A 26,081-nucleotide genomic window follows, 5' to 3' on the forward strand; every position below is an offset into this window, starting at 1 on the left:
ATCCTGCGAGAAGCACACTACCCTAGGAAAGGAGAACAGAATGGATAGTAAAGCAAGCGCACATTGGGAAGGTGGTTTGAAAGATGGCCAAGGCAAAGTCGCCACGGAAAGCGGCGTACTGGATGCAGGTTACTCCTTCAAACAGCGTTTCGAAGGCGAGCCCGGCACCAACCCAGAAGAGTTGATCGGCGCCGCACATGCCAGCTGTTTCTCGATGGCCCTATCGATGATCCTGGGTGAGAAAGGCTACACCGCCGACGCCATCGATACCCAGGCAAAAGTCACGCTGTCGCAAAGCGATGCCGGTTTCGATATCTCCAGCATTCACCTGGACGTGGAAGCCAGCGTGAGCGGTGCCGACGACGCTGCTTTTCAGGAGGCCGCCGAAACCGCCAAGGCCAACTGCCCAGTATCTAAAGTCCTCAAGGCCGATATCACGATGTCTGCCAAGTTGAAAGGCTAATATCTGGCGCTGCCTTAGGGCAGCGCTTGGCAGCGTGTTGTATACCGTTGTTGCCACTCACATACGAGAAGGGCCTTGCCGAATGGCAAGGCCCTTTTTGCGAGCAATGGCTGCTATGTACTCGTTAAAGTACCGCTTAGCTCTGTGTGTCGCGCATCTCGTTAGCGTTGTCTTCGCTATTGTTCATCTCGGTGTCGCGCTCGGTGCGAAGATCATCGTTGCGCTCGTACTCCTGGGCTTCCTGAAGGGCTTCTTCAGAGGCGTTGACGGAGATGACGTACTCTTCGTTATCTTCGCCCTTCGTCAGTTCCAGGGAGTCCCATTCGATGGCGACGTTCTTTTCGCCCATCCCTAGAAAACCGCCGACACCAACGACCACGGCGTTGATTTTGCCGTCTTCATCGATGATCAAATCGTTGATGGTACCAATGTCTTCGTCGTTTTCGACACGGCTGCGCACTTGGTTACCCGTAAGCGAGTCAGAGTGAAAAGTGTTGTCTGGGGCATGGGTCAGGTAAGACGCTTCCATACCATTGCCGCCCTCATTGGCCTGAGCGATGCCTGCCGTAGCCATCAGCGCGGGAAGGATGAGGGTAGTCAGAAAGGTCGGTTTCATGGTGATTGCTCCTTGCGTGGTGATGAAGAGGTCTCACTGTGCGTGGCACCTCTTTGTCCGAAGTTGCCCTGCACCTCGCTGTGCAAGGACACTTCTCAAGGTAGGTGCTGAGACGTTCTTTGCAATCGCTGTGTCAAACTCTTAATCAATATCAATAAAATGCTAGATAAAGGTTAAACGGCTGCGACAGTCTGGCGAATTGACCCGCTGCCTGTGGCTGTGCATATTCATTTTCATCGTCATCAAGATCGCCGTAGAGCGATAGCGACATAGAGAGAGATTTTCCAATGACCCTGACAGACCCTTCATGGCTGTTTCAGCCATTGAAACAGCGCTTGGCTGGCGGTGTTGTGGCATTAGGCGCTTGGCTGATGACAGCCAGCGCGATCGCCAACGATACTGAGCTGCCGAAAGGCCATTTTTTACTGCCCGAGTCGGGCAATATGGTGGGCGAAGTGTATACCGTCACTGCGAGTGAAGAGGACACGCTGCTGGATATTGCCCGAGCGCATAACGTGGGCTACGAAGAGATCCGCATGGCTAACCCGGACGTGAGTCTGTGGGTGCCTGGCGAAGGCACCGAGGTCACCATTCCGGGGCAGTTCATCCTTCCTGACGAGCCTCGCACTGGTATCGTGATCAACGTTGCCGAGCTGCGCATGTACTACTACCCCGAGGCCGAAGATGGCCATGCTCCCCGTGTCGAAACCTATCCCATCGGCATTGGCCGCGATGCCTACAATACGCCGTTGGGTATCACCGAAACCACCATGCGCTTGGAAAATCCGGCATGGTACCCGCCTGAGTCGATCCGCCGCGAGGCCGCCGAGCGTGGTGACCCGCCGCCTGCGGTCGTACCGCCTGGACCGGATAACCCGCTGGGTCAATATGCCATTTTGTTGGATATTCCCGGTTATCTGATTCATGGCACCAATCAACCTGACGGGATTGGTATGCGCGCCAGCCGCGGCTGTATTCGCATGCACCCCGAGGATATCGAGTCAGTCTTCTGGCGTGTGCCGGTGGGCACCCAAGTGAACATCATCGATGCGCCGATCAAGTTGGGATGGGACGTCGGAGGCGACGCCTACATTCAGGCGTTCACGGCGACCGATGAGCAGGCGTTTGGTATGGAGACGCTATTGAATGTAGTGAGCCTGATCGAAGCGCATGAAGGTGAAGGTCGCGCGAACTACGAGCAGGTGAGCCGCGTCTTGGAAGACGCCAACGGCCAGATCGTGCCACTTAGCTAACCAACGATCAGTCGACATCAGGCGGCAACGCGGGGACCAACGAGAGCGCTACCGCCTGACGCACTAAGGCAGCCACGTTGGCTGCCCCCATCGCTTTCATGGCACGCAGCCGATAGACCTCGACGGTTTTGGCGCTGATGCCCATGTGATCGGCGATTTCACGGCTGGTCATGCCCTCTGCAACATGCTGCACGATGCGCTGCTCTTTGGGGCGCAGGGCGTCGAACTCTGTTTGTAATCGTGCCAGTGCCTGGGTCTGTTGACGCTGCTGTTCGGTATGGCTGAGCGCTTGCTGCACTACATCGATGAGCTGCTGATGATTGAAGGGCTTCTCGATAAAGTCGAATGCGCCGTTCTTCAATGCTGCCACCGCCATGGGAACGTCGCCGTGACCGGTCATCATGATGAGGGGCAGGCGGCTGCCCTGGTCAACGAGCTGTTGTTGCACCTGAAGACCACTCATACCCGGCATGCGCACGTCCAGCAGTAGCGCGCCAAAGGCTTCGTGCCCCGTGGTTAAAAAGGCGTCACCGCTGGCGAAAGCGCGGGGGGTGAGCCCTACCGATTCCAATAGCCACACCAGCGATTCCCGAAGCGCGTCGTCGTCATCGACCACCGCGATGGCGCTAGCCTTAGGCGAAGAGGCAGTCGTAGGCGCGTTAGCCGAGGGCATCAAACGTCGGTCTCCGTGCGTAGAAATACGTCAAAACAGGCACCTTTAGCGCTGTCGGCACGCAAAGCAAGCGCGCCCCCCATACTTTCCACCAGTGTACGGCTAATGGCTAGCCCCATGCCAAGCCCTTCATCACGGGTGGTAAAAAAAGCGTCAAAAATCATGGGCTGATGCCTCGGGTCGACCCCCGGCCCTTCGTCCTCCACGCTTAGCATGATTTGTCGCTGGCCGCTTCGCCGTGCGCTGACGCGCACTGTTTTGGCATCAACCACTCGACGGCTGGCAGTCAGCGCATTCAGCAATAAATTGACGATGACCTGTTCCAAGGCAATCGCGTCGCCGTAGATCCGCGGCAGCACAGCGGGAAGCTCTACCGTTAGACCCACCGCTGCCTGTTGGTACTGCCAGTCGCAGAGCCCGCAGGCGGCCGTCACTACGTCAGCCAACACCAGTGGGCGTACTTGATGGCTACGCTTTCGGACGAAGCTGCGCAGATGCCGCAGCCGCTGAGCGAGGCGCTGTACCTGCTCGTCGATGCGCTCTAGAGGTAGTTGAAGCTCGCTGGCGAGGGGCGTGGGTTGCTGCTGGCACTTTAGCAACGCGCCGCTGGTATAGTTGGCAATCGCGCCGAGAGGCTGGTTCAATTCGTGGGCGATATTGGAGCCAGTTCCCCCGCCGCGGCCAGTCGGTTGGCGTGAGCAATCTGCTCCTGATGGCGTCGCGCCTGGGCGTCAGCGGCTTTGCGGGCGCTGATATCACGATTCACCAAGGCGTAGTGGCCGGGTGTGGCCCCCCGGCTGCGATGGGCCAGTACCACGCTGAGCACCGGCACGCTGCCGTTCTCGGTGCACATCTCCAATTCCCCGCTCCAGGAGCCGTAGCGTTCGACGGCTGGAAACACCACCTCGATGAGCAAGCGCAGCGACTCGGCTTGATACAGCGCGCTTAGCGCCGTAGGCGACGCCGCGGGTAGGGCAAAGCAGCGGCGGGCGGCTTCGTTGGCACTGAATACTTGCTGGTCCGGCCCTAAAAACAGCACGTAGTCAGTAGTGGATTCGACGACTTGGGCCAAGCGCTCGCGGGTGGCTTCTGCTTCGATACGTCGGCCGACGTCGCGGGAGACGCACAAAATATCGATCAGCTCACCGGTGTGAGTGTCTCGCCGGGTACGGCTGGTGGTTTCGAACCATACGTAGTGGCCTGCCTTGGCACGAAACCGATAGGTTTGCTGATAGAAGCCATCGTGATAGTACACCCGCGGCGACTTGTTGAGCAGGTCGCTCAAATCTGCTGGGTGAAACAGCTGATACGCAGAGACGCCGATAAGTTCATCCGGCTCATAGCCTAGCAGCTCCCGAGCGGCTTGGGACGCGTACAGAAACGTGCCGTCTCGGGCGTGGCGTGAAATGAGATCCGTCGTACTCTCGGCCAGCCACTGATAGTGGCACTTCTCCTCTTCGAGTGCGGCGTTGCGAGCTTCCAGGGTCGCCACTTTTGCCGCTAGGATAGCCTCTCTTTCAGCACTCACGGGCTCGTCTCGCTCATCGTTTAGCGGGCAGGGTCTAACACGCCACCCATGGAGGCGTTGCGACGGAACCAACCTGCAATGCTGGCGCGGGGCTGGCGGGTGGGGAGCACTTCATGGGGAATGGTTTCCGATAAAAAGCAGGCAAAGGTGCCAGCTTCGGGTACTACCCGGGCCACTTCCAGAGTGGGGTCATCGGGGTGGTAAATCACCATTTCGCCACCGCCGTCGCTCGGCCAGTTGGGGTTCAAGTAGCCGACGGTGGAAATCACTCGGTTGGCCCGCCCGCGAAAGCTGTCCAGGTGGCGCTGGTAGAAGGCACCGGCAGGGTAGTGGGCAAAGTGGGCTTCGTACTCGAACAGACCCAAAAACAGCGCTTGATTCAGCGACTGCTGCAGCTCTGCCATGGCATCCAGATAGCGGCGCTGGGCGTCGCTTTCGCGATCGAGCCAGTGGATGGCGTCGCCGCGGATGTCTTTACGCAGGTGGTGCTGTTGGCCTCGCCCAATGCCCGCCTCATCCAGCGCGTCACGCTCGGCCAAGAGATGGATTTCCCGGTGCAGTGATTGGCAAAGCGCTGGGTCGATCACGCCTTTACCGACGTACCAACCCTGTTCCACCAGTGCGTCTACGAGCGCCAAGTGGGCCTGGGGCGTGAGGGCTGGCGTATCCATGTCAGGCGTTGCAATCATTTCGTTGATCTCGTAGCGGGGTCGCGCTTGGTCGTAGCCGAGCGACGGCTAGTGGGGGTACGGCGTTCAGGGTAGTGGCGTAGGGCGCCGGGCGGGCGCTGATAAAGGTCAATCTCCATTCCAAAACCCTCGGCCAACAGCTCCACCAACATCATGGCAGATAATCCCCAAATGACGTGACCATCGACGTGATAGCTGGGCACATAGTGCGCGACGCCATCGACGGTGATCACATCGGTATGGGTGCGCTGGTCGTCTAAAAAGTGGCTGAGCGGGACCTCGAAGATGGCGTCCAGCTCGCCAGGGTCGGCGACCAGCGGCAGGTCTGGCGGAATCAGACCGACCCAAGGCGTCACGCGAATGCCGTGAAGCGAAATCACATCCGACAGTCGCCCGAGCGGTTGCACTTGGCCAGGCGCCAGCGCAATCTCTTCTTCTGCTTCTCTCAAGGCGGTGGCGTATAGGTCGGCATCGTCCGGTTCGCGTTTGCCGCCTGGAAAAGCGACCTGACCTCGGTGGGTCGTCAAGTGGCTGGCCCGGCGTGTGAACAGCAGGGTAGGAGCAGGACGCTCGACGATGGGCATGAGCACGGCCGCCTCCGGCAGCGCTATGTGGTCTAGCCGTTGAGGGGTATGCTGTTGCAGCCGTTTGCGCAGTTTCTCTAACATAGGCGTCTCTTTACTTTGCTCTCTTTTACCCAGCCACGGTGATCATCGTCAAGCACGTTGATGCCCCGACCCACCAGCCGTAGAGAAAACGCGATGAACTTTTGTAGTCAGTGTGGTGAGAAAGTCCGGTTTGCCGTTCCCGAAGGCGACGATCGCCCCCGCTACCTGTGCGACGGCTGTGGCACGATCCACTATCAGAACCCACGCATCGTGGCGGGTACGCTGCCGATCAGTGGCTCCAAAGTACTGCTTTGCAAGCGGGCGATATCGCCTCGAAAAGGGTACTGGACGCTACCGGCGGGGTACATGGAAAACGCCGAAACTACCCAGCAGGCCGCCATGCGAGAAACCTGGGAGGAGGCGTTTGCCGAGGTCGCCCTTGGGGACCTATACACGCTGATCGACCTGCCGCATATCAACCAAGTCTATATGATTTTTCGTGCCGACTTGGTGGGGAGCTTCGACGCAGGGCCGGAGAGCCTCGAAGTGGCGCTCTTCGAGGAGCACGAGATTCCCTGGGACGCGCTGGCGTTTCCCACCATCGAGCGGACGCTGCGTCACTATTATGCTGACCGTGAAAGCGCCATATTTCCGCTGCATATCAGTAAGATCACGCCCGAGGATCGCGAGCGCTACTTCGGCAGCGCCTAGATCGTTCGCTTCGCGCATTCGTCTAGTCCATGCGCTTACAGGTCGGCGAGCTGCCACACATCGTAGGCCACTTCTTCATAGGGGTGAGCCAGCTTGAGCGCAGCAATGGCGGCGCGGATATGCTCGTCGTCGCACACCATCTCGATTTTGAACTCGTCGACCGTTTCCAGCGTGCCGACCTGTCCAATATGCGGTTCGGCGCCCGCCATCGGTCGAAACTGACCGGTGCCGCGGGAGTGAAAGCAGACATGCTCGTAGTCGCCAATGCGACCGGCACCCGCCTCGAAGACGGCGCGTTTGACGCTATCGGCATTTTCAATGGGAACGAAAAACGCAAGTTTATACATGGCCACCTCTGTGCATCGGGAATAAGACGTCGCTGCCCATGTTAGCGGATCGGACACTACTGGTCTTGGCGAAGGCTTTGTATGATGAGGTTTTTTTAACGACAAGGCGGCGAGCCCAGTCATGGATAAGTTCGAAGTAAAACTGGATCAGGCGGCGAGAGCTGCCTGGATGTCCTATGTCGGTGGCATGACCCAGGACGAGATTGCCAGCCAACTTGGCGTCTCACGCCCCGGTGTTCAGCGTTTACTGGCCCTGGCGCGCCAAGAGGGGTTGGTGAAAGTGCATATCGACCACCCCATCTCGACCTGTATGGCGCTCGGCAGCACGCTGCGTGAGCGTTTTCAACTGACCTACTGCGACGTGGTGCCAGCAGACACCCAGGCCCCTGAGAGTGCGGCCTACTACTTGGCCGTAGCAGGGGCAGAGCGCATTGCCCGTCTGGTGGAGCGCAGCGAGCCGTTAACGCTGTCGCTGGGAACTGGACGTTCGGTGCGCGCCGCGGTGGAAGCGTTGAGCCGCGTGGAGCGGCCGCAGCATCGTTTTGTCTCACTGGTGGGCAACGTGGCGCGTGATGGTTCCGCCAACCGCTACGACGCCGTGATGGTGCTGGCGGATAAAACCGGCGGAGAGCGTTTTTTGCTTCCCGCTCCGGTCGTCGCGGCGTCACTGGCGGAAAAAGAGGCCATGCTCTCGCAGCGTTTGTTCAAAGCGATTGCCGACGTGGCGCGGGAGTCGGAAGCCGCCTTTATCGGTATTGGGCGCATCGATCGTCGAGCCACGCTGTTTCAAGATCACTTCATCAGTGAAACCGAGCTGGATGAGCTACTGGGCCGAGAGGCCGTGGGGGAGCTGTTGGGTTGGCCGCTGAACCGCCGTGGCGAGGTGGTGGACTGCTCGATCACCCGGCGCGTGACTAGCCTGCCGCTTGAACGCTTTGGCAAACATCTGATGGTAGGCATTGCCGGTGGCCGGGATAAAGCCCCCGCCATTTTAGCCGCGCTGCGCGGCGGCTGGTTGAAAGGGTTGGTCACCGATGAGATTGCCGCCCGACACATCGTGGAGGCAATGGAGTGAAGCGCGACTTCGCGCCTGCAACATGCAAACGATTGAATGCATTAGCGTAAAGTCTAACGCGGCAGGCTTTGCTTTTTTTTGGTCTGCATACGATCATTTGTTCGGTTGATGATCAATAAGATCAAGGCAACAACAATGCCAATATTTGCCAAGAGGAGTGCTGTATGCGTCTCGCGCGTCATTTGCCCGTTACGACCCTAGCGGCTGCCGTTGCGGTAGCTGGCCAAGCCCAGGCTCAAACCGAGATCACCGTCGCGACGGTGAACAATAACGACATGGTCATCATGCAGAGCCTGACCGACGCCTTTGAACAAGCGCATCCTGAGATCACGCTGGACTGGGTGGTGCTCGAGGAGAACGTGCTGCGTCAGCGTATGACCACGGACATTGCCACCGGCGGTGGGCAATTCGACGTCATGACCATCGGCACTTACGAAGTGCCCATTTGGGCGGAGCGCGGCTGGCTAGAGCCGCTGGACGACCTGGCTGACGACTACAACGAAGACGATCTGCTGGCATCGGTGCGCGATGGCTTGAGCCTAAATGGTACGCTGCACGCCCTGCCGTTCTACGCGGAAAGCTCGATGATGTATTACCGCACCGATCTATTCGAGCAGGCAGGCATCGAGATGCCCGAGCAGCCCACCTGGTCGCAGGTGCGTGACTGGGCCGAACAGCTCCACGGTAGCGAAGAGGGCCTTGCGGGTATCTGTTTGCGCGGTAAGCCGGGCTGGGGCGAGAACATGGCCTTTGTTTCGACGCTGGTAAACACCTTCGGTGGACGCTGGTTCGATGAGCAGTGGAACCCAGAGCTCAACTCCGAGGCCTGGAATGAGGCAATTGCGTTCTACGTAGATCTGCTTGGCAACTATGGCCCGCCCGGCGCCAGCTCCAACGGCTTTAACGAGAACCTCGCGCTCTTCTCCCGCGGCAACTGCGCGATGTGGGTCGATGCTACCTCGGCGGCTGGCAAGCTCTATGATGAGAACGAATCCGACGTAGCCGACACGCTGGGCTTTGCACCCGCGCCCATCGCGGAAACCCCCAAAGGCTCCCACTGGCTGTGGTCCTGGGCGCTCGCCATCCCAGCCTCCTCTGAGCATAAAGAGGCTGCGCAGGCGTTCATCACTTGGGCCACATCCCAGGAGTACATCGAGCTAGTCGGTGACACCAACGGTTGGACCAGCGTACCGCCTGGCACCCGCGAGTCTACCTATGCTAACGAGCAGTACACCTCCGCCGCGCCGTTTGCTGGCTTCGTACTGAACGCCATTCAAGAAGCCGACCCCACCGATGCCACCCTTGAGCCGAACCCCTATGTGGGCGTGCAGTTCGTCGGTATCCCCGAGTTCCAGTCGATTGGGACGCAGGTTGGCCAGACCATTGCTGCGGCACTTACCCTCGATACATCGGTTGAACAGGCGCTGGATAGCGCCCAACGCGCCACCGAACGCACCATGCAACGGGCGGGCTATATCGAACGTTAAAGGCACTCCCGCGCCTGCCCGGCCCTGGGCAGGCGTTGCTGGTGGTTCTCGCAGGTCTTTCTTGCAGGTATTTACATGAATAGAACACGTGCTTCTGGCCGGACGGTCGGCGGGCTGAGGACGCTGTCGCTTCAAGCGCCCGCCGTCACGCTGTTGCTGCTCTGGATGATCGTGCCTTTAGGCATGACCCTCTGGTTCTCTTTTCAGCGCTACAACCTGCTGATGCCCGGAATGACCGGCTTTGCCGGGTTGGAGAACTACGAGTATCTGCTCACCGACCCCGCGCTCTGGTCGGCCATGGGCACCACGCTGCTGCTGGTGGGCTGGGTGCTGGTGGTCACCGTTGTAGGCGGCACGCTGTTGGCGGTGCTGTTTCAACAGGAGTTTGCCGGGCAGGGTATCGCCCGCGTACTGGCGATCTCTCCCTTCTTCGTCATGCCAACGGTCAGCGCGCTGGTGTGGAAAAACATGATGATGCACCCCTCCAATGGGGTCCTGGCATGGCTGGCGGAGTCGTTAGGGCTCCCCGCGCTGGACTGGTTCTCGTCGCTACCGCTGACCTCCATCATCATTATCGTCTCGTGGCAGTGGCTGCCGTTCGCGCTCCTCATTCTACTCACGGCCATGCAATCGCTGGATGAGGACCAGGTGGAGGCCGCCCGGATGGATGGCGCAGGGCCGCTGGCGATTTTTTTCTTCATCACGCTGCCGCATCTCAAGCGTGCTATAAGCGTGGTGATCATGATCGAAATGATCTTCCTGCTGACGATTTTTGCCGAGATATTCGTCACCACCTCCGGCGGGCCGGGGCTCGCGACGACCAACTTGGCTTATTTGATCTATATCCAAGCGCTGCTGGATTTCGATGTGGGCATGGCCTCGGCGGGTGGGGTGATCGCCATCATTCTCGCCAATATCGTCGCGATTTTCCTTGTCCGCATGGTCGCTAAGAACTTAGAAGACTGACCCCGGCACCAGGGCGTCTTGGGAGCATTTCAATGACAACGCATCGTAATAGCGCACCAGCACACACTCGCTCGTTGCCGATGAGGCAACTGGTGCTCACCCTGTTGGGCTGGACCATCGCGCTGATCATCTTTTTTCCCATCCTCTGGATGGTGCTGACGGGGTTCAAAACCGAGACAGCGGCGATTGCCGATCCCAGCTTTATTTTTTCGCCCACCCTGGAAAGCTATCAGGCGGTACAGGACCGCTCGGGCTACGCCCGCTTTGCACTAAATAGCGTAGCCGTGGCGTTTGGCTCGACCTTTTTAGCGCTGCTGATCGCCATTCCCTCGGCCTACGCCATGGCGTTTTTACCCACCAAGCGCACCAAGGGCACGCTGCTGTGGATGCTCTCCACCAAGATGCTGCCTCCGGTGGGTGTTTTGGTGCCTATCTATCTGATTTTTAGAGATGTCGGGCTGCTGGATACCCGCACTGGGCTGATCATCGTCTATACCCTGATGAACCTGCCCATCGTGGTGTGGATGCTCTACACCTTCTTCAAAGACATGCCCAAAGACATCCTCGAAGCGGGCCGGATGGACGGTGCCTCTACGTTGCAGGAAGTGTTTTTCCTGCTGTTACCGCTCACGCTGCCGGGCATTGCCTCTACCGGTTACTGTCGGTGATTTTGAGCTGGAACGAGGCGTTCTGGAGCCTCAACTTAACGTCGTCGAAAGCCGCGCCATTGACCGCCTACATTGCTTCCTTCTCGAGTCCTGAAGGGCTGTTTTGGGCCAAGCTGTCGGCGGCGTCCACCATGGCTATTGCCCCCATCCTGATCCTCGGTTGGCTGACCCAAAAACAAATGGTGCGTGGCCTGACCTTTGGCGCCGTCAAGTAAAGGAGTTCCCCATGGCGACCTTACAACTCAAGAACATTACCAAGCGGTTTGGCGACACCCAGGTCATCAAAGGTATCGATCTCGACGTGAATGATCGTGAGTTCGTGGTGTTCGTTGGCCCCTCGGGCTGCGGTAAATCCACGCTGATGCGCATGATCGCGGGGTTGGAGAGCGCCAGCGACGGCGATATTCTCATCGATGGCCAGCGCATGAACGACGTGGGACCCGCCGACCGTGGATTGGCAATGGTGTTTCAGAGCTATGCGCTTTACCCGCACATGACCGTCGAGGGCAACATGGGCTTTAGCATGCGCTTGGCTGGCGTGCCCAAAAAAGAGCGCCGCGCCAAAGTGCTGGAAGCCGCCAAGATCCTTCAGCTCGAGCCGCTGTTGGACCGCAAGCCCAAAGCGCTGTCCGGCGGCCAGCGCCAGCGGGTGGCGATTGGCAGGGCGATCGTGCGTAACCCCAGCATCTTCCTGTTCGACGAGCCGCTTTCCAACCTAGACGCGGCGCTGCGTGTGCAGATGCGTATCGAGCTGGCGCGGCTGCATGAAGAGCTGGATGCCACGATGATTTACGTGACCCACGACCAGATAGAAGCCATGACCATGGCCGATAAAATCGTCGTGTTGCACGATGGCGTGGTGGAGCAGGTGGGCTCGCCCATGGCGCTCTATCACCATCCGCGTAACCGCTTCGTGGCGGGCTTTATTGGCTCGCCCAAGATGAACTTCTTCAGCGTCGAGCAGCGCTCCATTGGCGATGACGGTGTCACCGTGCGCCTGCCCGGCGGGCGGCCGTGCACCATTCCCGTCTCGGGCGAAGGGCTCGCCAGCGACGAAGCGCTGGAGCTAGGTATTCGTCCTGAGCACCTACAGTTGGATGAAAACGGCCCGCTGAGTGGCCAAATCAAAGTGTTGGAGCGCTTGGGCGGGCAGACCTCGCTGTACGTTCAGATGGGCGAGCTGCTCATCACCCTCATGGCCGATGGCGACGTGGCCTACCGGGTGAACGATACCGTGCAGTTTGGCTTTGCCGCCGAGCGTGCTCATCTGTTCGATGCCCAAGGGTTGGCGCTAGAAAGCCTGTCACAGCACCCGCTGGCCAGCCTGACCCGACAGGATAACCGTGCGGCGACCGAGACGCCTACGCCCGGAGCGCAGGTATGAAGGTGCTGATTTTTGATTGCGATGGCGTCTTGGTGGATAGCGAGGCACTGGCGGAAGAGACCTTGGAAACCCACCTTGTGCAGTGGCTGCCGGATCTGGATATTCCCTCGCTGCTCAGCCAAGCCCTGGGCATGACGACCGCCGACATCCTAAAGCACTTGGCGCAGTTAAGCCGCTATCCGCTGCCGTCCAATGCCTCTGAAGTCGTCGATAGCGCTATAGAAGCGCGTCTAGCGCGAGAACTCACCGCTATTGAAGGGGTTCACGACGCTGTGAGCGGTATCGATTTACCCAAAGCCGTGGTCTCCAACAGCCGCCGCTGCCGCGTGCTGGCATCGCTCGCCACGACACAATTGAAAGAGGCGCTGGGCGACGCCCCCATTTTCACCGCCGAGCAGGTCGACAACCCCAAACCGGACCCCGCGATTTATCGCTTGGCGGCAAGCGAGTTGGGTTGCCCGCCCAGCCGCTGTCTAGTGGTCGAAGACAGTGTGGCAGGGGTGAGCGCTGCCCATGCCGCCGGCATGCGGGTGATTGGTTTTGTGGGCGCCAGCCATATCGACGACGAGCAGTCTAACCGCCTGCTCGCGGCGGGTGCTTGGCGAATTTTGCCCCATATGCGTGGGCTCAACGCCTTGGTCGACGAGTGGCAACTACATCTGCAAGGAAACGATAACAATGAAACTGCTCGATAAACGTGCCGTGATTACCGGCGGTGCCCGTGGCATCGGGCTCGCCATTGCCCAGCGCTACTTGGCCGAAGGAGCCCAGGTGGTGGTGGCCGATATCGATGCCAACGCCATCGAAGACGCGCTCGCCACGCTGCAGCAGGATGCTAGCGCCGAGCGGGTCATGGGCGTGGTGCTGAACGTGTGTGACCAAGGCTCCATCGATGCCATGGTGGAGAGCGTCACCGAGCGCTTTGGCGGCATTGATATTTTGGTCAATAACGCGGCGGTGTTCGATATGGCGCCGGTGCTGGACGTGACCCAGGCCAGCTTCGATAAACAGTTTGCGGTGAATACCAAGGGCATGTTTTTCACCCTGCAGGCCGTAGCCCGCGCCATGGTGGCCCAAGGCCAGGGGGGTAAGATCATCAATATGGCCTCCCAGGCGGGTAGACGAGGCGAGCCGCTAGTAAGCGTTTACTGCGCTAGCAAAGCCGCCGTGATTAGCCTGACCCAGTCCTGCGGTCTCGATTTGATCAAACACCACATCAATGTGAATGGCATTGCCCCCGGCGTAGTGGATACCCCGATGTGGGAAGAGGTCGATGCGCTGTTCGCCCGCTACGAGAACCGCCCGCTGGGTGAGAAAAAGCGCTTAGTGGGCGAGTCGGTGCCCTTTGGCCGTATGGGGCTGCCGGAAGATCACACCGGCGCCGCCGTGTTTCTTGCCAGCCAGGATAGCGATTACGTTGTCGCCCAAACCCTGAACGTCGATGGCGGCAACTGGATGAGCTAAGACGCCCATGAGCCCTGATCTTGTTTCGTTAAGCCACCAACTACTGGATGCTGCCGACGGCAAGGCGCGCTGGATGGTTGCCCTGGCGGGGCCGCCGGGGGCAGGAAAATCCTACCGCAGCGCGCTGCTCTGTGAGGCGATCAACCAGCTGCGCCCTGGGCAGGCGGTGGTGGTGCCGATGGATGGCTACCACTTCGATAACGCCGTACTGGGCGATGAGCAGCTTCCTGTGAAAGGCGCGCCCCATACCTTCGATGTGGAGGGGTTGCATCATGATTTGACGCGCATCCGTCGTGTGGATAAGCCGGTCGCTGTACCGGTCTTTGATCGACCGCTGGATCTTGCCCGTGCCGGTGGGCGGCTCGTGACGCCAGAGCATCGCATCGTGATCGTGGAGGGCAACTACCTACTACTGGACCAAGACCCGTGGCGTTCACTGCACGCGCTGTTCGACTGGACGGTATTTATCGACGTGGACGATGCCGTGCTCGTGGAGCGGCTGGTGAACCGCTGGCTCTGTATGGGCCAAGACCGGACCGGTGCCCTCGAGCGTACCCACCAAAAAGACATGCTCAATGCCGCGCTGGTCAAAACCTGCAGCGTGACACCTGACCAGCGCTGGCGCTAGGACGCGCTTGCCTAACCCATAACCCGGAGAGTGACGATGACCCAGCTTAACAACCACAACATGGGTGCCCTCAGCGCGGCGGTCGAGACGCCAACCTATGATCGTCAGGCCGTGACGCCTGGCATCGTGCATATTGGCGTTGGTGGTTTTCATCGAGCCCATCAGGCCATGTACGTGGATGCGCTGATGAACCAGGGCGAAGCGCTGAATTGGGGCATTGTGGGCGTGGGGGTCATGCCCGGCGACAAGCGCATGCAGCAGGCCCTCGCTGCGCAAGACTACCTCTATACGCTGGTGGTCAAGCACCCTGACGGTGAGTATCAGCCTCGGGTGATTGGTAGCATGGTGAACTACCTGTTTGCCTCGGAAGACCCCGAGGCGGTCATCGAAACCATGGCCGACCCCGCCATCAAAATTGTCTCGCTCACCGTTACGGAGGGCGGCTACAACTTTCATCCGGTGTCCGGAGAATTCAACTTGGACGCCCCCCAGGTGCGCGACGATCTCGCCCACCCTGAGCGCCCCTCCACCAGCTTTGGCTTGGTGGTGGAAGCCCTGGTACGCCGCCGGGCACGGGGTATTGCATCGTTTACGGTGATGTCCTGCGATAACATTCAAGGCAACGGCGATGTCGCCAAGCGCATGTTCAGCGCCTACGCCCGCGCCCGCAGTGCGGAGCTGGGCGACTGGCTAGCCGCTGAGGTAGCGTTCCCCAACGCCATGGTGGACCGCATCACGCCAGTGACCGCGCCCACGGATATCGAAGAGCTCTCCCAGCGCTTTGGCGTGGAAGATGCCTGGCCCGTGGTGTGTGAGCCCTTTACCCAGTGGGTGTTGGAAGATCACTTCCCCTTGGGCCGCCCGGCGTTCGAGAAGGTCGGCGTTCAAGTTGTCGAGGATGTCGAACCGTACGAACTCATGAAGCTGCGCCTGCTCAATGCCAGCCATCAGGCGCTGACCTACTTTGGCTATTTGGCGGGCTACCGCTACGCCCATGAGGTGTGCCAAGACCCGCTGTTTGTCGAGTTCTTGCTCGGTTACATGCGCGAAGAGGGCACGCCGACGCTGGCCCCCGTGCCGGGGGTAGATCTAGAAACCTACCGGCTGACGCTGATCGAGCGCTTTGCGAACCCGCAAATCAGAGACACCTTGGCGCGGCTGTGCGCCGAAAGCTCGGATCGCATTCCTAAATGGTTAGTGCCGGTGATTCGCCAGCAGCTTGCCCAGGGCGGTGAGATTGAGCGCAGCGCCGCCGTGGTGGCCAGCTGGGCACGCTACGCCGAAGGCGTCGATGAGCAGGGTCAGTCCATTGAGATCGTGGACCGTTTGCGCGAGCCGTTAATGGCCATTGCCGCCAATAACCGCACCCATCCAGCGGCCTTCGTGGAAAACCGCGAGCTGTTTGGCGACTTGGCGGACCAGCCTCGTTTCCTTAACGCCTACCTGGAGGCACTGAAGTCGCTGCATGAACGAGGCGCACGGGCTACTCTTGAGGCTCTGGTCGCGTCCAAAGGAACGTTGTGATGTATATCGGGGTGGATTGCGGTACGCAAAGTACCAAAGTCGTGGTGGTTGATGTGGAGCGGGGCGTCATTCTGGGCGAGGGCAGCCGCCCGCATCGCCTGGATGAAGGGGAGCATGGCCGCCGGGAGCAGGCACCCGCGGAGTGGCTGGCGGCGCTCAAAGGCGCGTTCTTTCAAGCGATTGAGCGCGCCGGCATCGATGCCAAGCAGGTGCGCGGCATCGGCGTGTCTGGCCAGCAGCACGGCATGGTGGCACTCGATGCCGATGGCGTGCCGGTGTATCCCGCCAAGCTGTGGTGCGATACCGAAACCAGCGCTCAAAATAGCGCACTAGTGGAAACGCTGGGGGGCGAGGCGGGCTGCCTGGAGAAGCTGGGCCTGGTGCTGCAAACCGGCTACACCGCCTCAAAAGTGGCTTGGCTACGCAACCACCATCCGGATGCCTATCAGCGTATTGCCACACTCTTGCTGCCCCATGACTATCTAAACTTCTGGCTAACCGGCGAACGCGTGACCGAGGCAGGCGACGCCTCGGGCACTGGCTACTTCGATACCCGCGCCCAGTGCTGGCAGAAAGCGGTGTTTGCCGCCATTGCGCCGGAGCTCGACCCTGACCGTGTATTACCTCGGATTATTGACGCCCATGAACCAGCAGGCCGGGTGCGCCCGCTAGTGGCGCAGGAGCTGGGGCTGAGCGATAACGTGGTGGTCTCCTCCGGCGGTGGTGACAACATGATGGGGGCGATTGGCACCGGCAATATTACCCAAGGACTGGTCACGCTCAGCTTGGGCACCTCCGGCACGGTGTGCGCTTACTCGCCTAGTCCCGTGGTGTGTGACAGCGCCATGGTGGCGAATTTTTGCGCCAGCCACGGGGGGTGGTTGCCGCTGATTTGCACCATGAACGTGACCTCGGCAACGACTCGCGTGCGTGAACTGTTTGGGCTGGATTTGGCCGCCTTTAGCGAACAGGTCGCCAGCGCCCCGATTGGCGCTGAAGGTGTCACCGTATTGCCGTTTTTTAACGGCGAGCGGGTGCCCATGCTGCCCGATGCCGCCGGCGATTTTCTCGGGTTGACCAGCCTGAACATGACCCAGGCCAACCTCTGCCGAGGCGTAATGGAGGGCGCGACCTTTGGTCTACGCTATGGGCTGGAGCTGTTGGGTGAGCTTGCCGCAGGCACCAGCCAGATTCGGCTGATTGGCGGCGGGGCGAACAGCCCGGTGTGGCGGCAGATGGTGGCGGACATTACCCGTACCCAGGTGATCTGCCCCGAGATTACCGATGCCGCTGCGCTAGGGGCTGCCATTCAAGCGGCCTGGTGCGATCTACAGGCCGAGGGGGTCAGCCTGGCATCGCTCTGCGAGCGCCTAGTGCATCTGGATGCTGCCTCGCTGGCGGAGCCCGATGTCGAGCGTGTGGCGACCTATGAAGCGGCCTATCGGCGCTATTTGGCTGCGCTAGGGCAGCGCCATACGCTATAACCCCCCATTGCCTTCATGGTCGATGGCCCTGTAGCGTGATCTATTCAACCACGGTAACGCAGCGGAGAATGCCATGGAGGCGCGCTTACGCCATCTGCTCACGACTCACGATATAGCGCCAACCGGCGAACTAGAGCCGCTAAGCGGCGGCGACAGTGCAGCGGTGTACACGTTATCCACGCGCCAGGGGCGGGTGATCGTGAAGCACGACGATCCCGAGCGTCTTAGGGGCGAGGCAAAGGGCCTGCACGCCCTGGCCGGGGCCCATACCTCGCTCATCATTCCGGAAGTGCTCGGCCAGGCGGAAGGCTGGTTGGTGATAGAAGCCCTGGAGACTCAGCCCGCCAACCGGCAGGATGCGACCGCGCTAGGGGAGGGGCTTCGCCAGCTGCACGGCGTGATAGGCAGCTCCCATGGTTGGCATGAAGACAACGCCTGCGGATTGACCCCGCAGCCCAATGCGCCACTGGCCGATGGGCGGCAGTTCCAGCGCGAGCGGCGCCTGCTCCCTCTTTGCGAGGCTTGCTTTCAGCGTGGTTTACTCGATAGCGCGCTACGTCGCCGTATCGAGCAGCAGGCCGAACAGCTTGAGCGCTGGTTGCCGGACGGCCCCGGGAGTTTGCTTCACGGCGACCTATGGTCCGGCAATGTACTGACCACGCCCTGCGGGCCAGCGCTGATCGACCCGGCGATTTATCGCCACTACCCCGAGACCGACCTGGCCATGCTGACGCTGTTCGGCTCCCCCGGTGACGCGTTTTTCGAGGCTTACTGGAACGGCAACGCCCCGGCCGACTGGCCGAGGCGTGAGGCGCTGTTTCAGCTCTATCCGCTGCTCAACCACCTACTGCTGTTTGGCGTCAGCTACCGTGGCGGCGTCGAGCGCAGCGTCGCGCGGCTGGAGCACTACCAGGATTTATAGGGCAGGAATTTGCCGTTGAGGGTGAGCAGCACACGGTCGCCTTTCGGGTCTTCGACCTTATCCACCTCCATGGTGAAGTCGATGGCGCTCATGATGCCGTCGCCGAACTTCTCCTGCACCACGTCCTTGAGCGTTTCGCCGTACACGCCCACCACTTCGTAGAGCCGGTAGATGAACGGGTCTTGGGGAATCGCTTCATCCCACGCTTTGGTGGGGAAGGCCGTGAGTGCGGTAGCGACGTCGCCATCCACTTCGAGTACGTCGCAGAGTTTATGAGCGATATCGGCGCTGGCGCTGTTCATGCCGTAGCAGGCAGAGGCGACCCACACCGGCGACATGCCGACGGCGCTGGCAATGTCGTCCCAACTCAGTTTTTTGCGGGCCTTGGCAGCCAGCAGGGTATGACGCATTTCTAGCTTATCCATGACGGACCTCCTTGGGAGTGAACTTCACTAGGTTTTCTTGGGATTCGGTGGCAGGGGTTGCCGGGGTTGAAACCGTGGTGGCCTCGGCAGTCGCTAGTTGCACCGGGTTGACCGGTGTGGGATAGCGCAGGCCTTGGCCGTCGAACTCCTGGGTGCGCAGCTCGCCGGAGCGGTTCACCAGGAAGTCGACCAGGTAGTTACGAATCGTGTAGAAGTGCGGGTGTTTAACGATACTTGCCCGCTGGCGCGGCCGTGGCAGATCGATCTCCACCGCCTCGGCGATACGCGCCTGGGGGCCGTTGGTCATCAAAAAGATGCGGTCGGCCAGCAAGATCGCTTCGTCCACATCGTGGGTAATCATGAACACGGTTTGCTGATCCTGGCTCCAGATGTTGATCAGCTCGTCTTGAATGACGCCCCGGGTCAGCGCATCCAGCGCGCCAAACGGCTCATCCAACAGCAGCAGTTTGGGCTTGGTGGCAAACGCCCGGGCGATGCTCACCCGTTGACGCATACCGCCAGAGAGCTGGGAGGGCTTGCGGTCCACCACTTCTTTCAAGCCGACCATGTCCAGGTACTTCATGCTGTGGTCGGTAACTTCTCGATCGCTCCACGTTTTCCACCGGGCGCGTACGCCAAAGCGAACGTTTTCAAGCGCGGTTAGCCAGGGCAGCAGGCTGTAGTTTTGGAACACCACGCCGCGCTCGAGGCCTGGGCCGCTGATCTCTTTGTTCTCCATCACCAAGGACCCTTCGGAGAACTGATCCAGCCCGGCGAGCGCGTTCATGATGGTGGATTTACCGCAGCCAGAGTGGCCGATGATGCACACGAATTCGCCTTTCTCGAGCTGAAAACTGATGTTCTCGAACACCGTCAGCGGTTCGGCTTCTTTACTGGCACTTGGGAAGCGCTTGGCAGCTTTCTGTACCTCTACGAACGCATGACTCATGGTCGGCTCCTTATTCGGCGTAAGTGACGAAGCGGGCAATATAGGCAAGCGACATATCCAGCAGCATGCCCACCACGCCGATCATTAGGATGGAAAAGATCACGCTGGTCAGGTCGAGGTTGTTCCACTCGTTCCAGACGTAGTAGCCAATGCCCGTACCGCCCACCAGCATCTCGGCGGCCACGATGACCAGCCAGGCGATGCCGATGGAGATCCGCATACCGGTCAGAATGGTGGGCGCTGCCGCAGGTAGAATGACCTTGAAGGCCGTTTGCAGCGACGACAGCTCGTGGGTGCGGGCCACGTTCACCCAGTCGTTGCGTACGCCCGCCACGCCAAAGGCCGTGTTGAGCAGCATGGGCCAAATGGAGCAGATAAAGATCACGAAGATGGCGGAGGCTTCGGAATCGCGAATGATGAACAGTGCCAGCGGCATCCAGGCCAGCGGGGAGATGGGCCGCAACACCTGAATGAACGGGTTGAGCGCTCTGTACGCCAGCGGCGACATGCCAATCAAAAAGCCAATGGGAATCGCCACCAGCGCGGCCAGCAAATAGCCGCTGAGCACGCGATACAGCGAATAGCCCAGCTGAATGCCAATGCCTTTATCGTTGGGGCCTGCATCATAAAAAGGGTTCGAAAGCTCTTGCCACGCTTTGACGGCGATTTCTGAAGGTGGCGGTACTTTAGCGCTCTCATCGGCCCCGGCCAGCAGCTGCTCGTATTCGCTCAGCTCGGCACCTCCCCCCATGAGCGGGGATTGATTCAACCCTTCCCAGATGCCCAGACCCACGACCAGCAACATGATGGCAAGAATCGTGGCGCGAACGTTTAGGCTCAATTTCCACTCGGTAGTGGTGCGGTCCATGGTTAACCCCTCCGAATGGCGAAGCTGTCGACGTACGCTTCGGGCTGGGTGTAATCAAAGGTCTTGCCCATGATTTGGTAGTTGCGGGCGGTCTCTTCGGGCGCTTCATAGCCCAGCTCGCGCATCACGGTCTGCGCATCGGTAGCCAGATACACGTCCCGAGCGATCTGCTGATAATCCACGTCGCCTTCGATATAGCCCCAGCGCTTCATCTGCGTCAGGATCCAGACCGCCATGGAGTGCCAGGGGAAGGGGTCGAAATCGATGCGGTCGGGCACGTTCTGTACGCCGCCCAAACCGTCGGCAAAGCGCCCGGTGAGTACTTGCTCTATGACCGTGACCGGCTGGTTCAGGTAATTCGTCGGAGCAATGGCTTCGGCAATCTCTGAGCGGTTGGCAGGGTCGGAGGAGTACTGTGTCGCGTCGATAATCGCGCGAAGCAAAGCGCCGTAGGTGTTCGGGTTCTCGCGGGCAAAGCGGGCGCTGGTGGCAAAGGCGCAGCAGGGGTGTCCGTCCCAAATCTCTTTGGTCAGCAGATGAATGAAGCCGATGCGTTCGAATACCGCGCGCTGGTTGAAGGGGTCGGGTGATAAGAAGCCGTCGATGTTGCCTGCCCGCAGGTTGGCGACCATCTCGGGCGGCGGAATCACGCGAATTTGAATATCTTGATCCGGATCCAAGCCGTGCTCGGCGACATAGTAGCGCAGTAGGAAGTTGTGCATGGAGTACTCGAACGGTACGCCAAAGGTAAAGCCTTTCCACTGCTGCGGATCGCGCTTATCCAGGTGGTCGTTATGTAGCACGATGGCCTGACCGTTGATGTTTTCTACCGCTGGCATGATGAATGGCTCGGGCGTGGAACCCGCACCGAGGGTCATGGCCAATGGCATGGGCGTTAGCATGTGCGCCGCGTCGTATTCGCGGTTAAGGGATTTATCCCGCGCCACTGCCCACCCCGCGGTTTTGATGACCGAGACATCCAGGCCGTAGCGCTCATAAAAACCCATGGGGTGGGCCATGATGATGGGGGTAGCGCAGGTAATGGGAACGAAGCCCACATTAAGCTGGGTTTTCTCGAGCGGACCTAAACTCTCTTTGACGGCGGCTTTGATCGAATCTAGGGGGAACAGGCTCGCTAACGCCGCGGCGGCCGTGCCGCCACCCACCAGCTTCATGAACTGACGGCGGTGCATGTCGCTATGGCCAAACATGCCGCGTATTAAGGCGCTTTCGACCACTCGATCCATAACGTCATCGGCGCTGCTTGGCGTTAACGATGGTGCCACTGCGTTTGTCTGATGCGGGGACCTAGCGCTGTTGGGTTGGGAGGGGGAGCACTGATGGCAATCGCACTGTCGTCCGTGAATCAGTGATTGGCGATGATCGAACGGGTTGCCAAGACTGCTGGGGTCGTTGTTCTCTTTCATGGACGTTCACCTCACAGGAGCAAAAGGGGTTTAAGCTGCGCCGTCTTGGTGCGTAACGATTCCCTGCGGCGCTATGTCCATAGATAGCGACTTATATGCCAAAACGAGTTTTTCTGATGTTTTTGTCGATGAGTCATAGGGTTACTGGTGTGAGAAGGCAGTCGCTGAGTCAACGAATTCGTCACGATTTTTCGTCAATGACGATATTTCGTTGTTTAAATAACGAAAATTCGTGATTGGCCCGCTGTTTGTATGGAAAGAGAGTCGTCCAGCTGGCTGCCAAGGAGCCTGTGATGCGTGGCACTTCCCACTCCTCGATCATCGAAACGCCCTTAACGCATATGGCCAGCCATACGCCGCTGGCCATGATCATCGTCGATCCGCTTAGCGATTCCCTGATCGATGCCAACCCTGCCGCCTGCCACTTGCTGCTCCTAGCGCGTGATCAAACCCTCACCACCCCCTTCAGTCACCGCTTGAGCGCCTCACTGCCGCTATGGGTCAGCTTTACCGACGAGGTACTAACGACCGGGCAAGGGTGGTCGGATGATTTAGTGCTGCTGGATAGCGCCCGCCAACCTCGTCGTGTCGAAGTCTATGGCCAACGCTTGCAGAGCGAATCGCAGCTATTGTTGACGTTGATCGATCGCAACAAGGCCGAACAGCGTCGTGCCAAGGCCGAGCTTAGCCGACAGCACCGGCAAGGGGAGGTGGGCTGGCAGCGGGTCGAGCAGGTGTTCGAGCGTATCGAAAAGCAGAACCAGCTGATTCTCAGCGCGGCCGGGGAGGGCATTTACGGCCTGGATGCCGATGGCAAAACCACCTTCGTCAATCCGGCCGCCGAGCGCATTCTTGGCTGGAGTACGGAGGATATGGTGGGCCACGATGCGCATCTGATGTTTCATCATACCCACGCCGATGGCAGCCACTTCCCCGTCCAGCAGTGCCCTATCCATGCCTCGTTTAGTGATGGTCAAGTGCACCATGTGGATGACGAAGTGTTCTGGCATAAAAATGGCGAGGCCATTCCCGTGGAGTACACCAGCACGCCGATTTTCGAAATGGGCCGATTAGTGGGAGCGGTGGTCCTGTTTCGCGATATTCGCGAGCGTAAACGTGCCGAGCAGCAGCTACGCGATGCGCTAGAAGAGGTGGAGTCGCTCAAACGCCGCTTGGAGCTAGAGAACCAGTATCTGCAAGAAGAGATCAAAGCCGAAGTGAACCACCGCAATATCGTCGGCAACAGCCCGGCGGTGGCCAAGCTGACTCAGCAGATTGCCATGGTCGCGCCGACCAGCGCTAACGTGCTGATTAGCGGCGAGTCAGGTACTGGCAAAGAACTGATTGCCCGGGCAATTCACGCAGGTAGTACTCGCAGCGACCGGCCGTTGATCCGCGTGAACTGTGCCGCGATTCCCCGCGACCTCTTCGAGAGTGAGTTCTTCGGTCACGTGAAAGGCGCCTTTACCGGCGCGGTGCAAGACCGTCCGGGACGCTTTGAATTGGCCCATGGCGGCACGCTGTTCCTGGATGAAGTAGGGGAAATCCCATTAGAGCTGCAGAGCAAGCTGCTGCGCGTATTGCAGGATCAGCAGTTCGAGCGGGTGGGGGATAACCGTACCCGCGAAGTGGATGTGCGGGTGATTGCGGCGACCAATCGTGAGTTAAAAGAGATGATCGATGCCGGGCAGTTTCGCGAGGATCTCTACTTCCGATTGAACGTCTTTCCCATCGACTCCGTTCCACTGCGCAAACGCATCGAAGACGTGCCGCTGCTGGCCCGCCACTTCTTGCATCGCGCCTGCCTGAAGTTCAACAAACCTGGGGTACGAATACCGCCTGCGCAACTTGATGTCCTCACGCGTTATCCCTGGCCCGGCAATATTCGCGAGTTGGAGAACGTCATCGAGCGTCAGGTAATCGTGACGCAAGATCAGCGGCTCTCTTTCGATGACCTTTTGTTGGTAGAGCCACTATCTCGTCACACGGCGTTCAACGAAACGTCGCACGATAGTAGCGAGTTGCCCGACCACCTGCTCACCGAGCAAGCGCTGTGCCATCAGCAGCGGTGCAATGCACTAAAAGCGTTGAAAGCCGCAAACGGAAAGGTGTCTGGGGCGGGAGGAGCGGCTGAGCTGTTGGGCATGAAGCCCACCACCCTCACTTCGCGACTGCAAAAATGGGGCATCGATCCTCGGCAATATCGCAGACGCCAGCGCAAAAGTACGTCAGCCAACGATGCTTTGGACTAAGGTTAGGGAGGATCTGCTTGACATCCGTTTGTACACACAAATCAGGCAACTTCAAGTCTAGCATACATACATGAATGTAACTATAATGCCACTCTTTCGTAATGGTGCTCTGCTGCGCCGTCTTACGTTGACACCTAGAGGCAATCCCATGCGACTAGCACACTGGGCAGTCAATGCCCCCTTCCGCCCCCTATTGTTGGCAGTACTCACGGCGTCCTTTATCGCGCCCGCCCAAGCGGCCGATTTGGTGACCATTACCCGTGACGCGCTGAATAACAATGCGGCTCTGGCCTCTGCGCGGTCTGAGTTTTCAAGCGTCGAAGCGGCGCGTGACGTCGCCCGCGGTGGACTGCTGCCTCAAGTGAACGCCTCTGGCAGCGCTGTGCATAACGAGCAGTTCGAGAGTCAAGGCTCGGCCCGTGGTGCCGGTACCGGAGCAGGGGCTAATGCGGGTGTCGGCGTCAGTGACGATAGCTACAACACGGTCTCTTTGACGTTAGAAGCCACCCAGGCTCTATTCAATGCGGTGACACGGCAGGAAGTCACTCAGGCAGAGCGTCAGATCGATCAGCAGGTCTATCTGCTGGCCGCCACCGAGCAGCAGCTGTTGATCGATGTGGCCAGTGCCTACTTCGATATTCTACGCGCTCATGAAGTGTTGGAAGCACGGTTAGCGCAGGAGCGTGCTATCGGCCGTCAGCTAGAGCAGGCCCGTGAGCAGTTCGAGGTCGGTTTGATTGCGATTACCGAAGTCGAGGAGGCGCGGGCGAGCTTCGATCAATCTCGCGCCGATCGCATTGCTGCCGAGAGCAACCTGCAAGTAGCGTTTGAAGTGCTGGAGCAGCTTACCGGCCAGCGTTATGCCAGCATCGAAGCCCTGGGCGATAGTATGCCCATCGCGCTGCCGACGCCCACCGACCGTGATTACTGGGTCGAACAGTCACTGGAGCGCAACCCCCAGGTACTTGCCCAGCAGGCGGGTATCGAAGTTTCTCGTGTGGGAGTAGAGCTGGCCCGTGCTGATCGTTTGCCCACCGTGCAAGCGTTCGCCAACTATCAGTACGCCGACAGCGACAGCGAATTAGTGAGCGGTTACGACACTTCCGCTCAGGTCGGTGTTTCGGCGAACGTGCCGATCTATACCGGTGGCAGCACCAGCGCCAGCATTCGACAAGGCACTTTCCAATTGGAGAGCAGCCAGTACGACTTCGAGTCTCAGCGCCGCACTACGATTCAACAGGTTCGCTCGCTCTATACCCAGGTCAGCAACAACGTCGAAACGGTCGAAGCGCGCCAGCAGGCCATCGTGTCCAACCGCAGCGCGCTGGAAGCGACCCGCGCGGGTTACGAAGTGGGTACGCGCAATATCGTCGACGTGCTCAATGCCGAGCAAAACCTCTATAACGCCATCGCCAATTATGCCGAGGCGCGTTACGACTATGTCGTGAATCTGCTGTCGCTGCGTCAGCAGGCAGGGCTGCTCGATGTCGAGGCCATCGAAGAAGTGAACGCGTGGCTCACCGGCGAGGACATCCACTTTATTCTACCGGAAAGCAATGAGCCCGACGCGTATCAGCGTGCAATGGATATTGGTGCACCGCCCACTCCAGGTGCTTGACGTACGCTGCGCATGCCTTCTTGGCGGTCGGTCAATGTTTAGAAAAATGAAT

General features: G+C 59.5%; 26 protein-coding genes and 1 pseudogene. 16 read left to right on the forward strand and 11 right to left on the reverse strand.

Annotated features, from left to right (window positions below):
• Window positions 1-40: 40 nt before the first annotated feature.
• Complete coding sequence (locus MHM85_RS03845; protein ID WP_044627904.1) at window positions 41-463, forward strand: OsmC family protein; 423 nt, start codon at window positions 41-43, stop codon at window positions 461-463.
• Between the two features lie 136 nt (window positions 464-599).
• Here MHM85_RS03845 and MHM85_RS03850 read toward each other — a convergent pair whose 3' ends face one another.
• A complete protein-coding gene (locus MHM85_RS03850) occupies window positions 600-1,079 on the reverse strand; it encodes a PRC-barrel domain-containing protein (protein ID WP_153842296.1) in 480 nt (159 codons plus the stop codon).
• A 371-nt stretch (window positions 1,080-1,450) separates the two neighbouring features.
• Between MHM85_RS03850 and MHM85_RS03855 the strand changes: the two genes are divergently transcribed.
• On the forward strand, window positions 1,451-2,332 hold the full coding sequence (locus MHM85_RS03855; protein ID WP_231125533.1) for a L,D-transpeptidase family protein: 882 nt from the start codon (window positions 1,451-1,453) through the stop codon (window positions 2,330-2,332).
• Between the two features lie 7 nt (window positions 2,333-2,339).
• Here the strand turns inward: MHM85_RS03855 and MHM85_RS03860 are convergent, their stop codons facing one another.
• The 5 genes from MHM85_RS03860 to MHM85_RS03880 are packed head-to-tail and all read right to left on the reverse strand — an operon-like array spanning window position 2,340 to window position 5,890.
• The gene (locus tag MHM85_RS03860) at window positions 2,340-3,005 is read right to left on the reverse strand and encodes a response regulator (protein ID WP_153842297.1); all 666 of its coding nucleotides are present in this window, start codon (window positions 3,003-3,005) and stop codon (window positions 2,340-2,342) included.
• The gene (locus MHM85_RS03865; RefSeq protein WP_239285082.1) at window positions 3,005-3,649 is read right to left on the reverse strand and encodes an ATP-binding protein; all 645 of its coding nucleotides are present in this window, start codon (window positions 3,647-3,649) and stop codon (window positions 3,005-3,007) included. The genes MHM85_RS03860 and MHM85_RS03865 overlap by 1 nt, the downstream gene beginning before the upstream one ends.
• Window positions 3,646-4,533, reverse strand: a complete 888-nt coding sequence (locus tag MHM85_RS03870) for a PAS domain S-box protein (protein WP_239285084.1) — start codon at window positions 4,531-4,533, stop codon at window positions 3,646-3,648. Before MHM85_RS03870 ends, MHM85_RS03865 begins: the two co-directional genes overlap by 4 nt.
• 20 nt (window positions 4,534-4,553) lie before the next feature.
• Entirely contained in the window at window positions 4,554-5,222 is a 669-nt protein-coding gene (locus tag MHM85_RS03875; protein WP_153842299.1) for a 2OG-Fe(II) oxygenase, read from the reverse strand.
• Window positions 5,219-5,890, reverse strand: coding sequence for a CoA pyrophosphatase (locus tag MHM85_RS03880; RefSeq protein ID WP_153842300.1), 672 nt, complete (start codon window positions 5,888-5,890; stop codon window positions 5,219-5,221). The genes MHM85_RS03875 and MHM85_RS03880 overlap by 4 nt, the downstream gene beginning before the upstream one ends.
• 93 nt (window positions 5,891-5,983) lie before the next feature.
• Between MHM85_RS03880 and MHM85_RS03885 the strand changes: the two genes are divergently transcribed.
• Window positions 5,984-6,541 (forward strand): NUDIX hydrolase, encoded by a 558-nt coding sequence (locus MHM85_RS03885; RefSeq protein WP_153842301.1) that lies wholly within the window; start codon window positions 5,984-5,986, stop codon window positions 6,539-6,541.
• 35 nt (window positions 6,542-6,576) lie between these two features.
• On the opposite strand, the gene MHM85_RS03890 is transcribed toward MHM85_RS03885, so the two are convergent.
• Entirely contained in the window at window positions 6,577-6,888 is a 312-nt protein-coding gene (locus tag MHM85_RS03890) for a YqfO family protein (protein WP_153842302.1), read from the reverse strand.
• Window positions 6,889-7,009: 121 nt separating this feature from the next.
• On the opposite strand from MHM85_RS03890, the gene MHM85_RS03895 reads away from it, so the two are divergent.
• The 11 genes and pseudogenes from MHM85_RS03895 to MHM85_RS03945 all read left to right on the forward strand — a co-directional run bounded on the left by MHM85_RS03895 (window position 7,010) and on the right by MHM85_RS03945 (window position 18,490).
• Complete coding sequence (locus tag MHM85_RS03895) at window positions 7,010-7,963, forward strand: sugar-binding transcriptional regulator (protein WP_139525356.1); 954 nt, start codon at window positions 7,010-7,012, stop codon at window positions 7,961-7,963.
• A 164-nt stretch (window positions 7,964-8,127) separates the two neighbouring features.
• Window positions 8,128-9,450 carry a sugar ABC transporter substrate-binding protein gene (locus MHM85_RS03900; protein ID WP_239285086.1) on the forward strand — a complete coding sequence of 441 codons (1,323 nt, stop codon included), beginning with the start codon at window positions 8,128-8,130 and terminating at the stop codon, window positions 9,448-9,450.
• A gap of 75 nt (window positions 9,451-9,525) precedes the next feature.
• Entirely contained in the window at window positions 9,526-10,416 is an 891-nt protein-coding gene (locus MHM85_RS03905) for a sugar ABC transporter permease (RefSeq protein ID WP_139525358.1), read from the forward strand.
• A gap of 32 nt (window positions 10,417-10,448) precedes the next feature.
• Window positions 10,449-11,299, forward strand: a pseudogene (locus tag MHM85_RS03910) (carbohydrate ABC transporter permease).
• An 11-nt stretch (window positions 11,300-11,310) separates the two neighbouring features.
• The gene (gene ugpC, locus MHM85_RS03915; protein WP_139525360.1) at window positions 11,311-12,468 is read left to right on the forward strand and encodes a sn-glycerol-3-phosphate ABC transporter ATP-binding protein UgpC; all 1,158 of its coding nucleotides are present in this window, start codon (window positions 11,311-11,313) and stop codon (window positions 12,466-12,468) included.
• On the forward strand, window positions 12,465-13,163 hold the full coding sequence (locus MHM85_RS03920; protein WP_139525361.1) for an HAD-IA family hydrolase: 699 nt from the start codon (window positions 12,465-12,467) through the stop codon (window positions 13,161-13,163). Before ugpC ends, MHM85_RS03920 begins: the two co-directional genes overlap by 4 nt.
• The gene (locus MHM85_RS03925; protein WP_153842305.1) at window positions 13,147-13,932 is read left to right on the forward strand and encodes an L-iditol 2-dehydrogenase; all 786 of its coding nucleotides are present in this window, start codon (window positions 13,147-13,149) and stop codon (window positions 13,930-13,932) included. The genes MHM85_RS03920 and MHM85_RS03925 overlap by 17 nt, the downstream gene beginning before the upstream one ends.
• 7 nt (window positions 13,933-13,939) lie before the next feature.
• Window positions 13,940-14,560, forward strand: a complete 621-nt coding sequence (locus MHM85_RS03930) for a nucleoside/nucleotide kinase family protein (protein WP_153842306.1) — start codon at window positions 13,940-13,942, stop codon at window positions 14,558-14,560.
• A 36-nt stretch (window positions 14,561-14,596) separates the two neighbouring features.
• Window positions 14,597-16,084 (forward strand): mannitol dehydrogenase family protein, encoded by a 1,488-nt coding sequence (locus tag MHM85_RS03935; protein WP_153842307.1) that lies wholly within the window; start codon window positions 14,597-14,599, stop codon window positions 16,082-16,084.
• Window positions 16,084-17,568 carry a xylulokinase gene (gene xylB, locus MHM85_RS03940; RefSeq protein WP_153842308.1) on the forward strand — a complete coding sequence of 495 codons (1,485 nt, stop codon included), beginning with the start codon at window positions 16,084-16,086 and terminating at the stop codon, window positions 17,566-17,568. The genes MHM85_RS03935 and xylB overlap by 1 nt, the downstream gene beginning before the upstream one ends.
• 73 nt (window positions 17,569-17,641) lie before the next feature.
• On the forward strand, window positions 17,642-18,490 hold the full coding sequence (locus tag MHM85_RS03945) for a fructosamine kinase family protein (RefSeq protein ID WP_153842309.1): 849 nt from the start codon (window positions 17,642-17,644) through the stop codon (window positions 18,488-18,490).
• Here MHM85_RS03945 and cynS read toward each other — a convergent pair.
• From cynS to MHM85_RS03965, 4 genes are read right to left on the reverse strand one after another with little or no spacing between them, the layout of a single operon-like run.
• Window positions 18,475-18,915, reverse strand: coding sequence for a cyanase (cynS, locus tag MHM85_RS03950; RefSeq protein ID WP_153842310.1), 441 nt, complete (start codon window positions 18,913-18,915; stop codon window positions 18,475-18,477). The two genes, MHM85_RS03945 and cynS, sit on opposite strands and share 16 nt — an antisense overlap.
• On the reverse strand, window positions 18,908-19,864 hold the full coding sequence (locus MHM85_RS03955) for an ABC transporter ATP-binding protein (protein WP_153842311.1): 957 nt from the start codon (window positions 19,862-19,864) through the stop codon (window positions 18,908-18,910). The genes cynS and MHM85_RS03955 overlap by 8 nt, the downstream gene beginning before the upstream one ends.
• 10 nt (window positions 19,865-19,874) lie before the next feature.
• The gene (ntrB, locus tag MHM85_RS03960) at window positions 19,875-20,732 is read right to left on the reverse strand and encodes a nitrate ABC transporter permease (protein WP_139525368.1); all 858 of its coding nucleotides are present in this window, start codon (window positions 20,730-20,732) and stop codon (window positions 19,875-19,877) included.
• Window positions 20,733-20,734: 2 nt separating this feature from the next.
• Window positions 20,735-22,159, reverse strand: coding sequence for a CmpA/NrtA family ABC transporter substrate-binding protein (locus tag MHM85_RS03965; RefSeq protein WP_139525369.1), 1,425 nt, complete (start codon window positions 22,157-22,159; stop codon window positions 20,735-20,737).
• 293 nt (window positions 22,160-22,452) lie between these two features.
• Between MHM85_RS03965 and MHM85_RS03970 the strand changes: the two genes are divergently transcribed.
• Together MHM85_RS03970 and MHM85_RS03975 are read left to right on the forward strand one after the other, a co-directional pair.
• Window positions 22,453-24,411: a sigma 54-interacting transcriptional regulator gene (locus tag MHM85_RS03970; RefSeq protein ID WP_176558194.1), complete on the forward strand. Its 1,959-nt coding sequence runs from the start codon at window positions 22,453-22,455 to the stop codon at window positions 24,409-24,411.
• Between the two features lie 148 nt (window positions 24,412-24,559).
• Window positions 24,560-26,029, forward strand: coding sequence for a TolC family outer membrane protein (locus tag MHM85_RS03975; RefSeq protein ID WP_239285088.1), 1,470 nt, complete (start codon window positions 24,560-24,562; stop codon window positions 26,027-26,029).
• Window positions 26,030-26,081 lie beyond the last annotated feature (52 nt).

This window comes from Halomonas sp. McD50-4 (assembly GCF_022348135.1).
In the GTDB taxonomy this organism is placed as follows: domain Bacteria; phylum Pseudomonadota; class Gammaproteobacteria; order Pseudomonadales; family Halomonadaceae; genus Vreelandella; species Vreelandella piezotolerans.

What these genes read in the sequence shown, in the direction of transcription:
- MHM85_RS03845 (WP_044627904.1), top strand. Translation starts at nt 41, where the DNA reads ATGGATAGTAAAGCAAGCGCACATTGGGAAGGTGGTTTGAAAGATGGC.
- MHM85_RS03850 (WP_153842296.1), bottom strand. Translation starts at nt 1,079, where the DNA reads ATGAAACCGACCTTTCTGACTACCCTCATCCTTCCCGCGCTGATGGCT.
- MHM85_RS03855 (WP_231125533.1), top strand. Translation starts at nt 1,451, where the DNA reads ATGACAGCCAGCGCGATCGCCAACGATACTGAGCTGCCGAAAGGCCAT.
- MHM85_RS03860 (WP_153842297.1), bottom strand. Translation starts at nt 3,005, where the DNA reads ATGCCCTCGGCTAACGCGCCTACGACTGCCTCTTCGCCTAAGGCTAGC.
- MHM85_RS03875 (WP_153842299.1), bottom strand. Translation starts at nt 5,222, where the DNA reads ATGATTGCAACGCCTGACATGGATACGCCAGCCCTCACGCCCCAGGCC.
- MHM85_RS03880 (WP_153842300.1), bottom strand. Translation starts at nt 5,890, where the DNA reads ATGTTAGAGAAACTGCGCAAACGGCTGCAACAGCATACCCCTCAACGG.
- MHM85_RS03885 (WP_153842301.1), top strand. Translation starts at nt 5,984, where the DNA reads ATGAACTTTTGTAGTCAGTGTGGTGAGAAAGTCCGGTTTGCCGTTCCC.
- MHM85_RS03890 (WP_153842302.1), bottom strand. Translation starts at nt 6,888, where the DNA reads ATGTATAAACTTGCGTTTTTCGTTCCCATTGAAAATGCCGATAGCGTC.
- MHM85_RS03895 (WP_139525356.1), top strand. Translation starts at nt 7,010, where the DNA reads ATGGATAAGTTCGAAGTAAAACTGGATCAGGCGGCGAGAGCTGCCTGG.
- MHM85_RS03900 (WP_239285086.1), top strand. Translation starts at nt 8,128, where the DNA reads ATGCGTCTCGCGCGTCATTTGCCCGTTACGACCCTAGCGGCTGCCGTT.
- MHM85_RS03905 (WP_139525358.1), top strand. Translation starts at nt 9,526, where the DNA reads ATGAATAGAACACGTGCTTCTGGCCGGACGGTCGGCGGGCTGAGGACG.
- ugpC (WP_139525360.1), top strand. Translation starts at nt 11,311, where the DNA reads ATGGCGACCTTACAACTCAAGAACATTACCAAGCGGTTTGGCGACACC.
- MHM85_RS03920 (WP_139525361.1), top strand. Translation starts at nt 12,465, where the DNA reads ATGAAGGTGCTGATTTTTGATTGCGATGGCGTCTTGGTGGATAGCGAG.
- MHM85_RS03925 (WP_153842305.1), top strand. Translation starts at nt 13,147, where the DNA reads ATGAAACTGCTCGATAAACGTGCCGTGATTACCGGCGGTGCCCGTGGC.
- MHM85_RS03930 (WP_153842306.1), top strand. Translation starts at nt 13,940, where the DNA reads ATGAGCCCTGATCTTGTTTCGTTAAGCCACCAACTACTGGATGCTGCC.
- MHM85_RS03935 (WP_153842307.1), top strand. Translation starts at nt 14,597, where the DNA reads ATGACCCAGCTTAACAACCACAACATGGGTGCCCTCAGCGCGGCGGTC.
- xylB (WP_153842308.1), top strand. Translation starts at nt 16,084, where the DNA reads ATGTATATCGGGGTGGATTGCGGTACGCAAAGTACCAAAGTCGTGGTG.
- MHM85_RS03945 (WP_153842309.1), top strand. Translation starts at nt 17,642, where the DNA reads ATGGAGGCGCGCTTACGCCATCTGCTCACGACTCACGATATAGCGCCA.
- cynS (WP_153842310.1), bottom strand. Translation starts at nt 18,915, where the DNA reads ATGGATAAGCTAGAAATGCGTCATACCCTGCTGGCTGCCAAGGCCCGC.
- MHM85_RS03955 (WP_153842311.1), bottom strand. Translation starts at nt 19,864, where the DNA reads ATGAGTCATGCGTTCGTAGAGGTACAGAAAGCTGCCAAGCGCTTCCCA.
- ntrB (WP_139525368.1), bottom strand. Translation starts at nt 20,732, where the DNA reads ATGGACCGCACCACTACCGAGTGGAAATTGAGCCTAAACGTTCGCGCC.
- MHM85_RS03965 (WP_139525369.1), bottom strand. Translation starts at nt 22,159, where the DNA reads ATGAAAGAGAACAACGACCCCAGCAGTCTTGGCAACCCGTTCGATCAT.
- MHM85_RS03970 (WP_176558194.1), top strand. Translation starts at nt 22,453, where the DNA reads ATGCGTGGCACTTCCCACTCCTCGATCATCGAAACGCCCTTAACGCAT.
- MHM85_RS03975 (WP_239285088.1), top strand. Translation starts at nt 24,560, where the DNA reads ATGCGACTAGCACACTGGGCAGTCAATGCCCCCTTCCGCCCCCTATTG.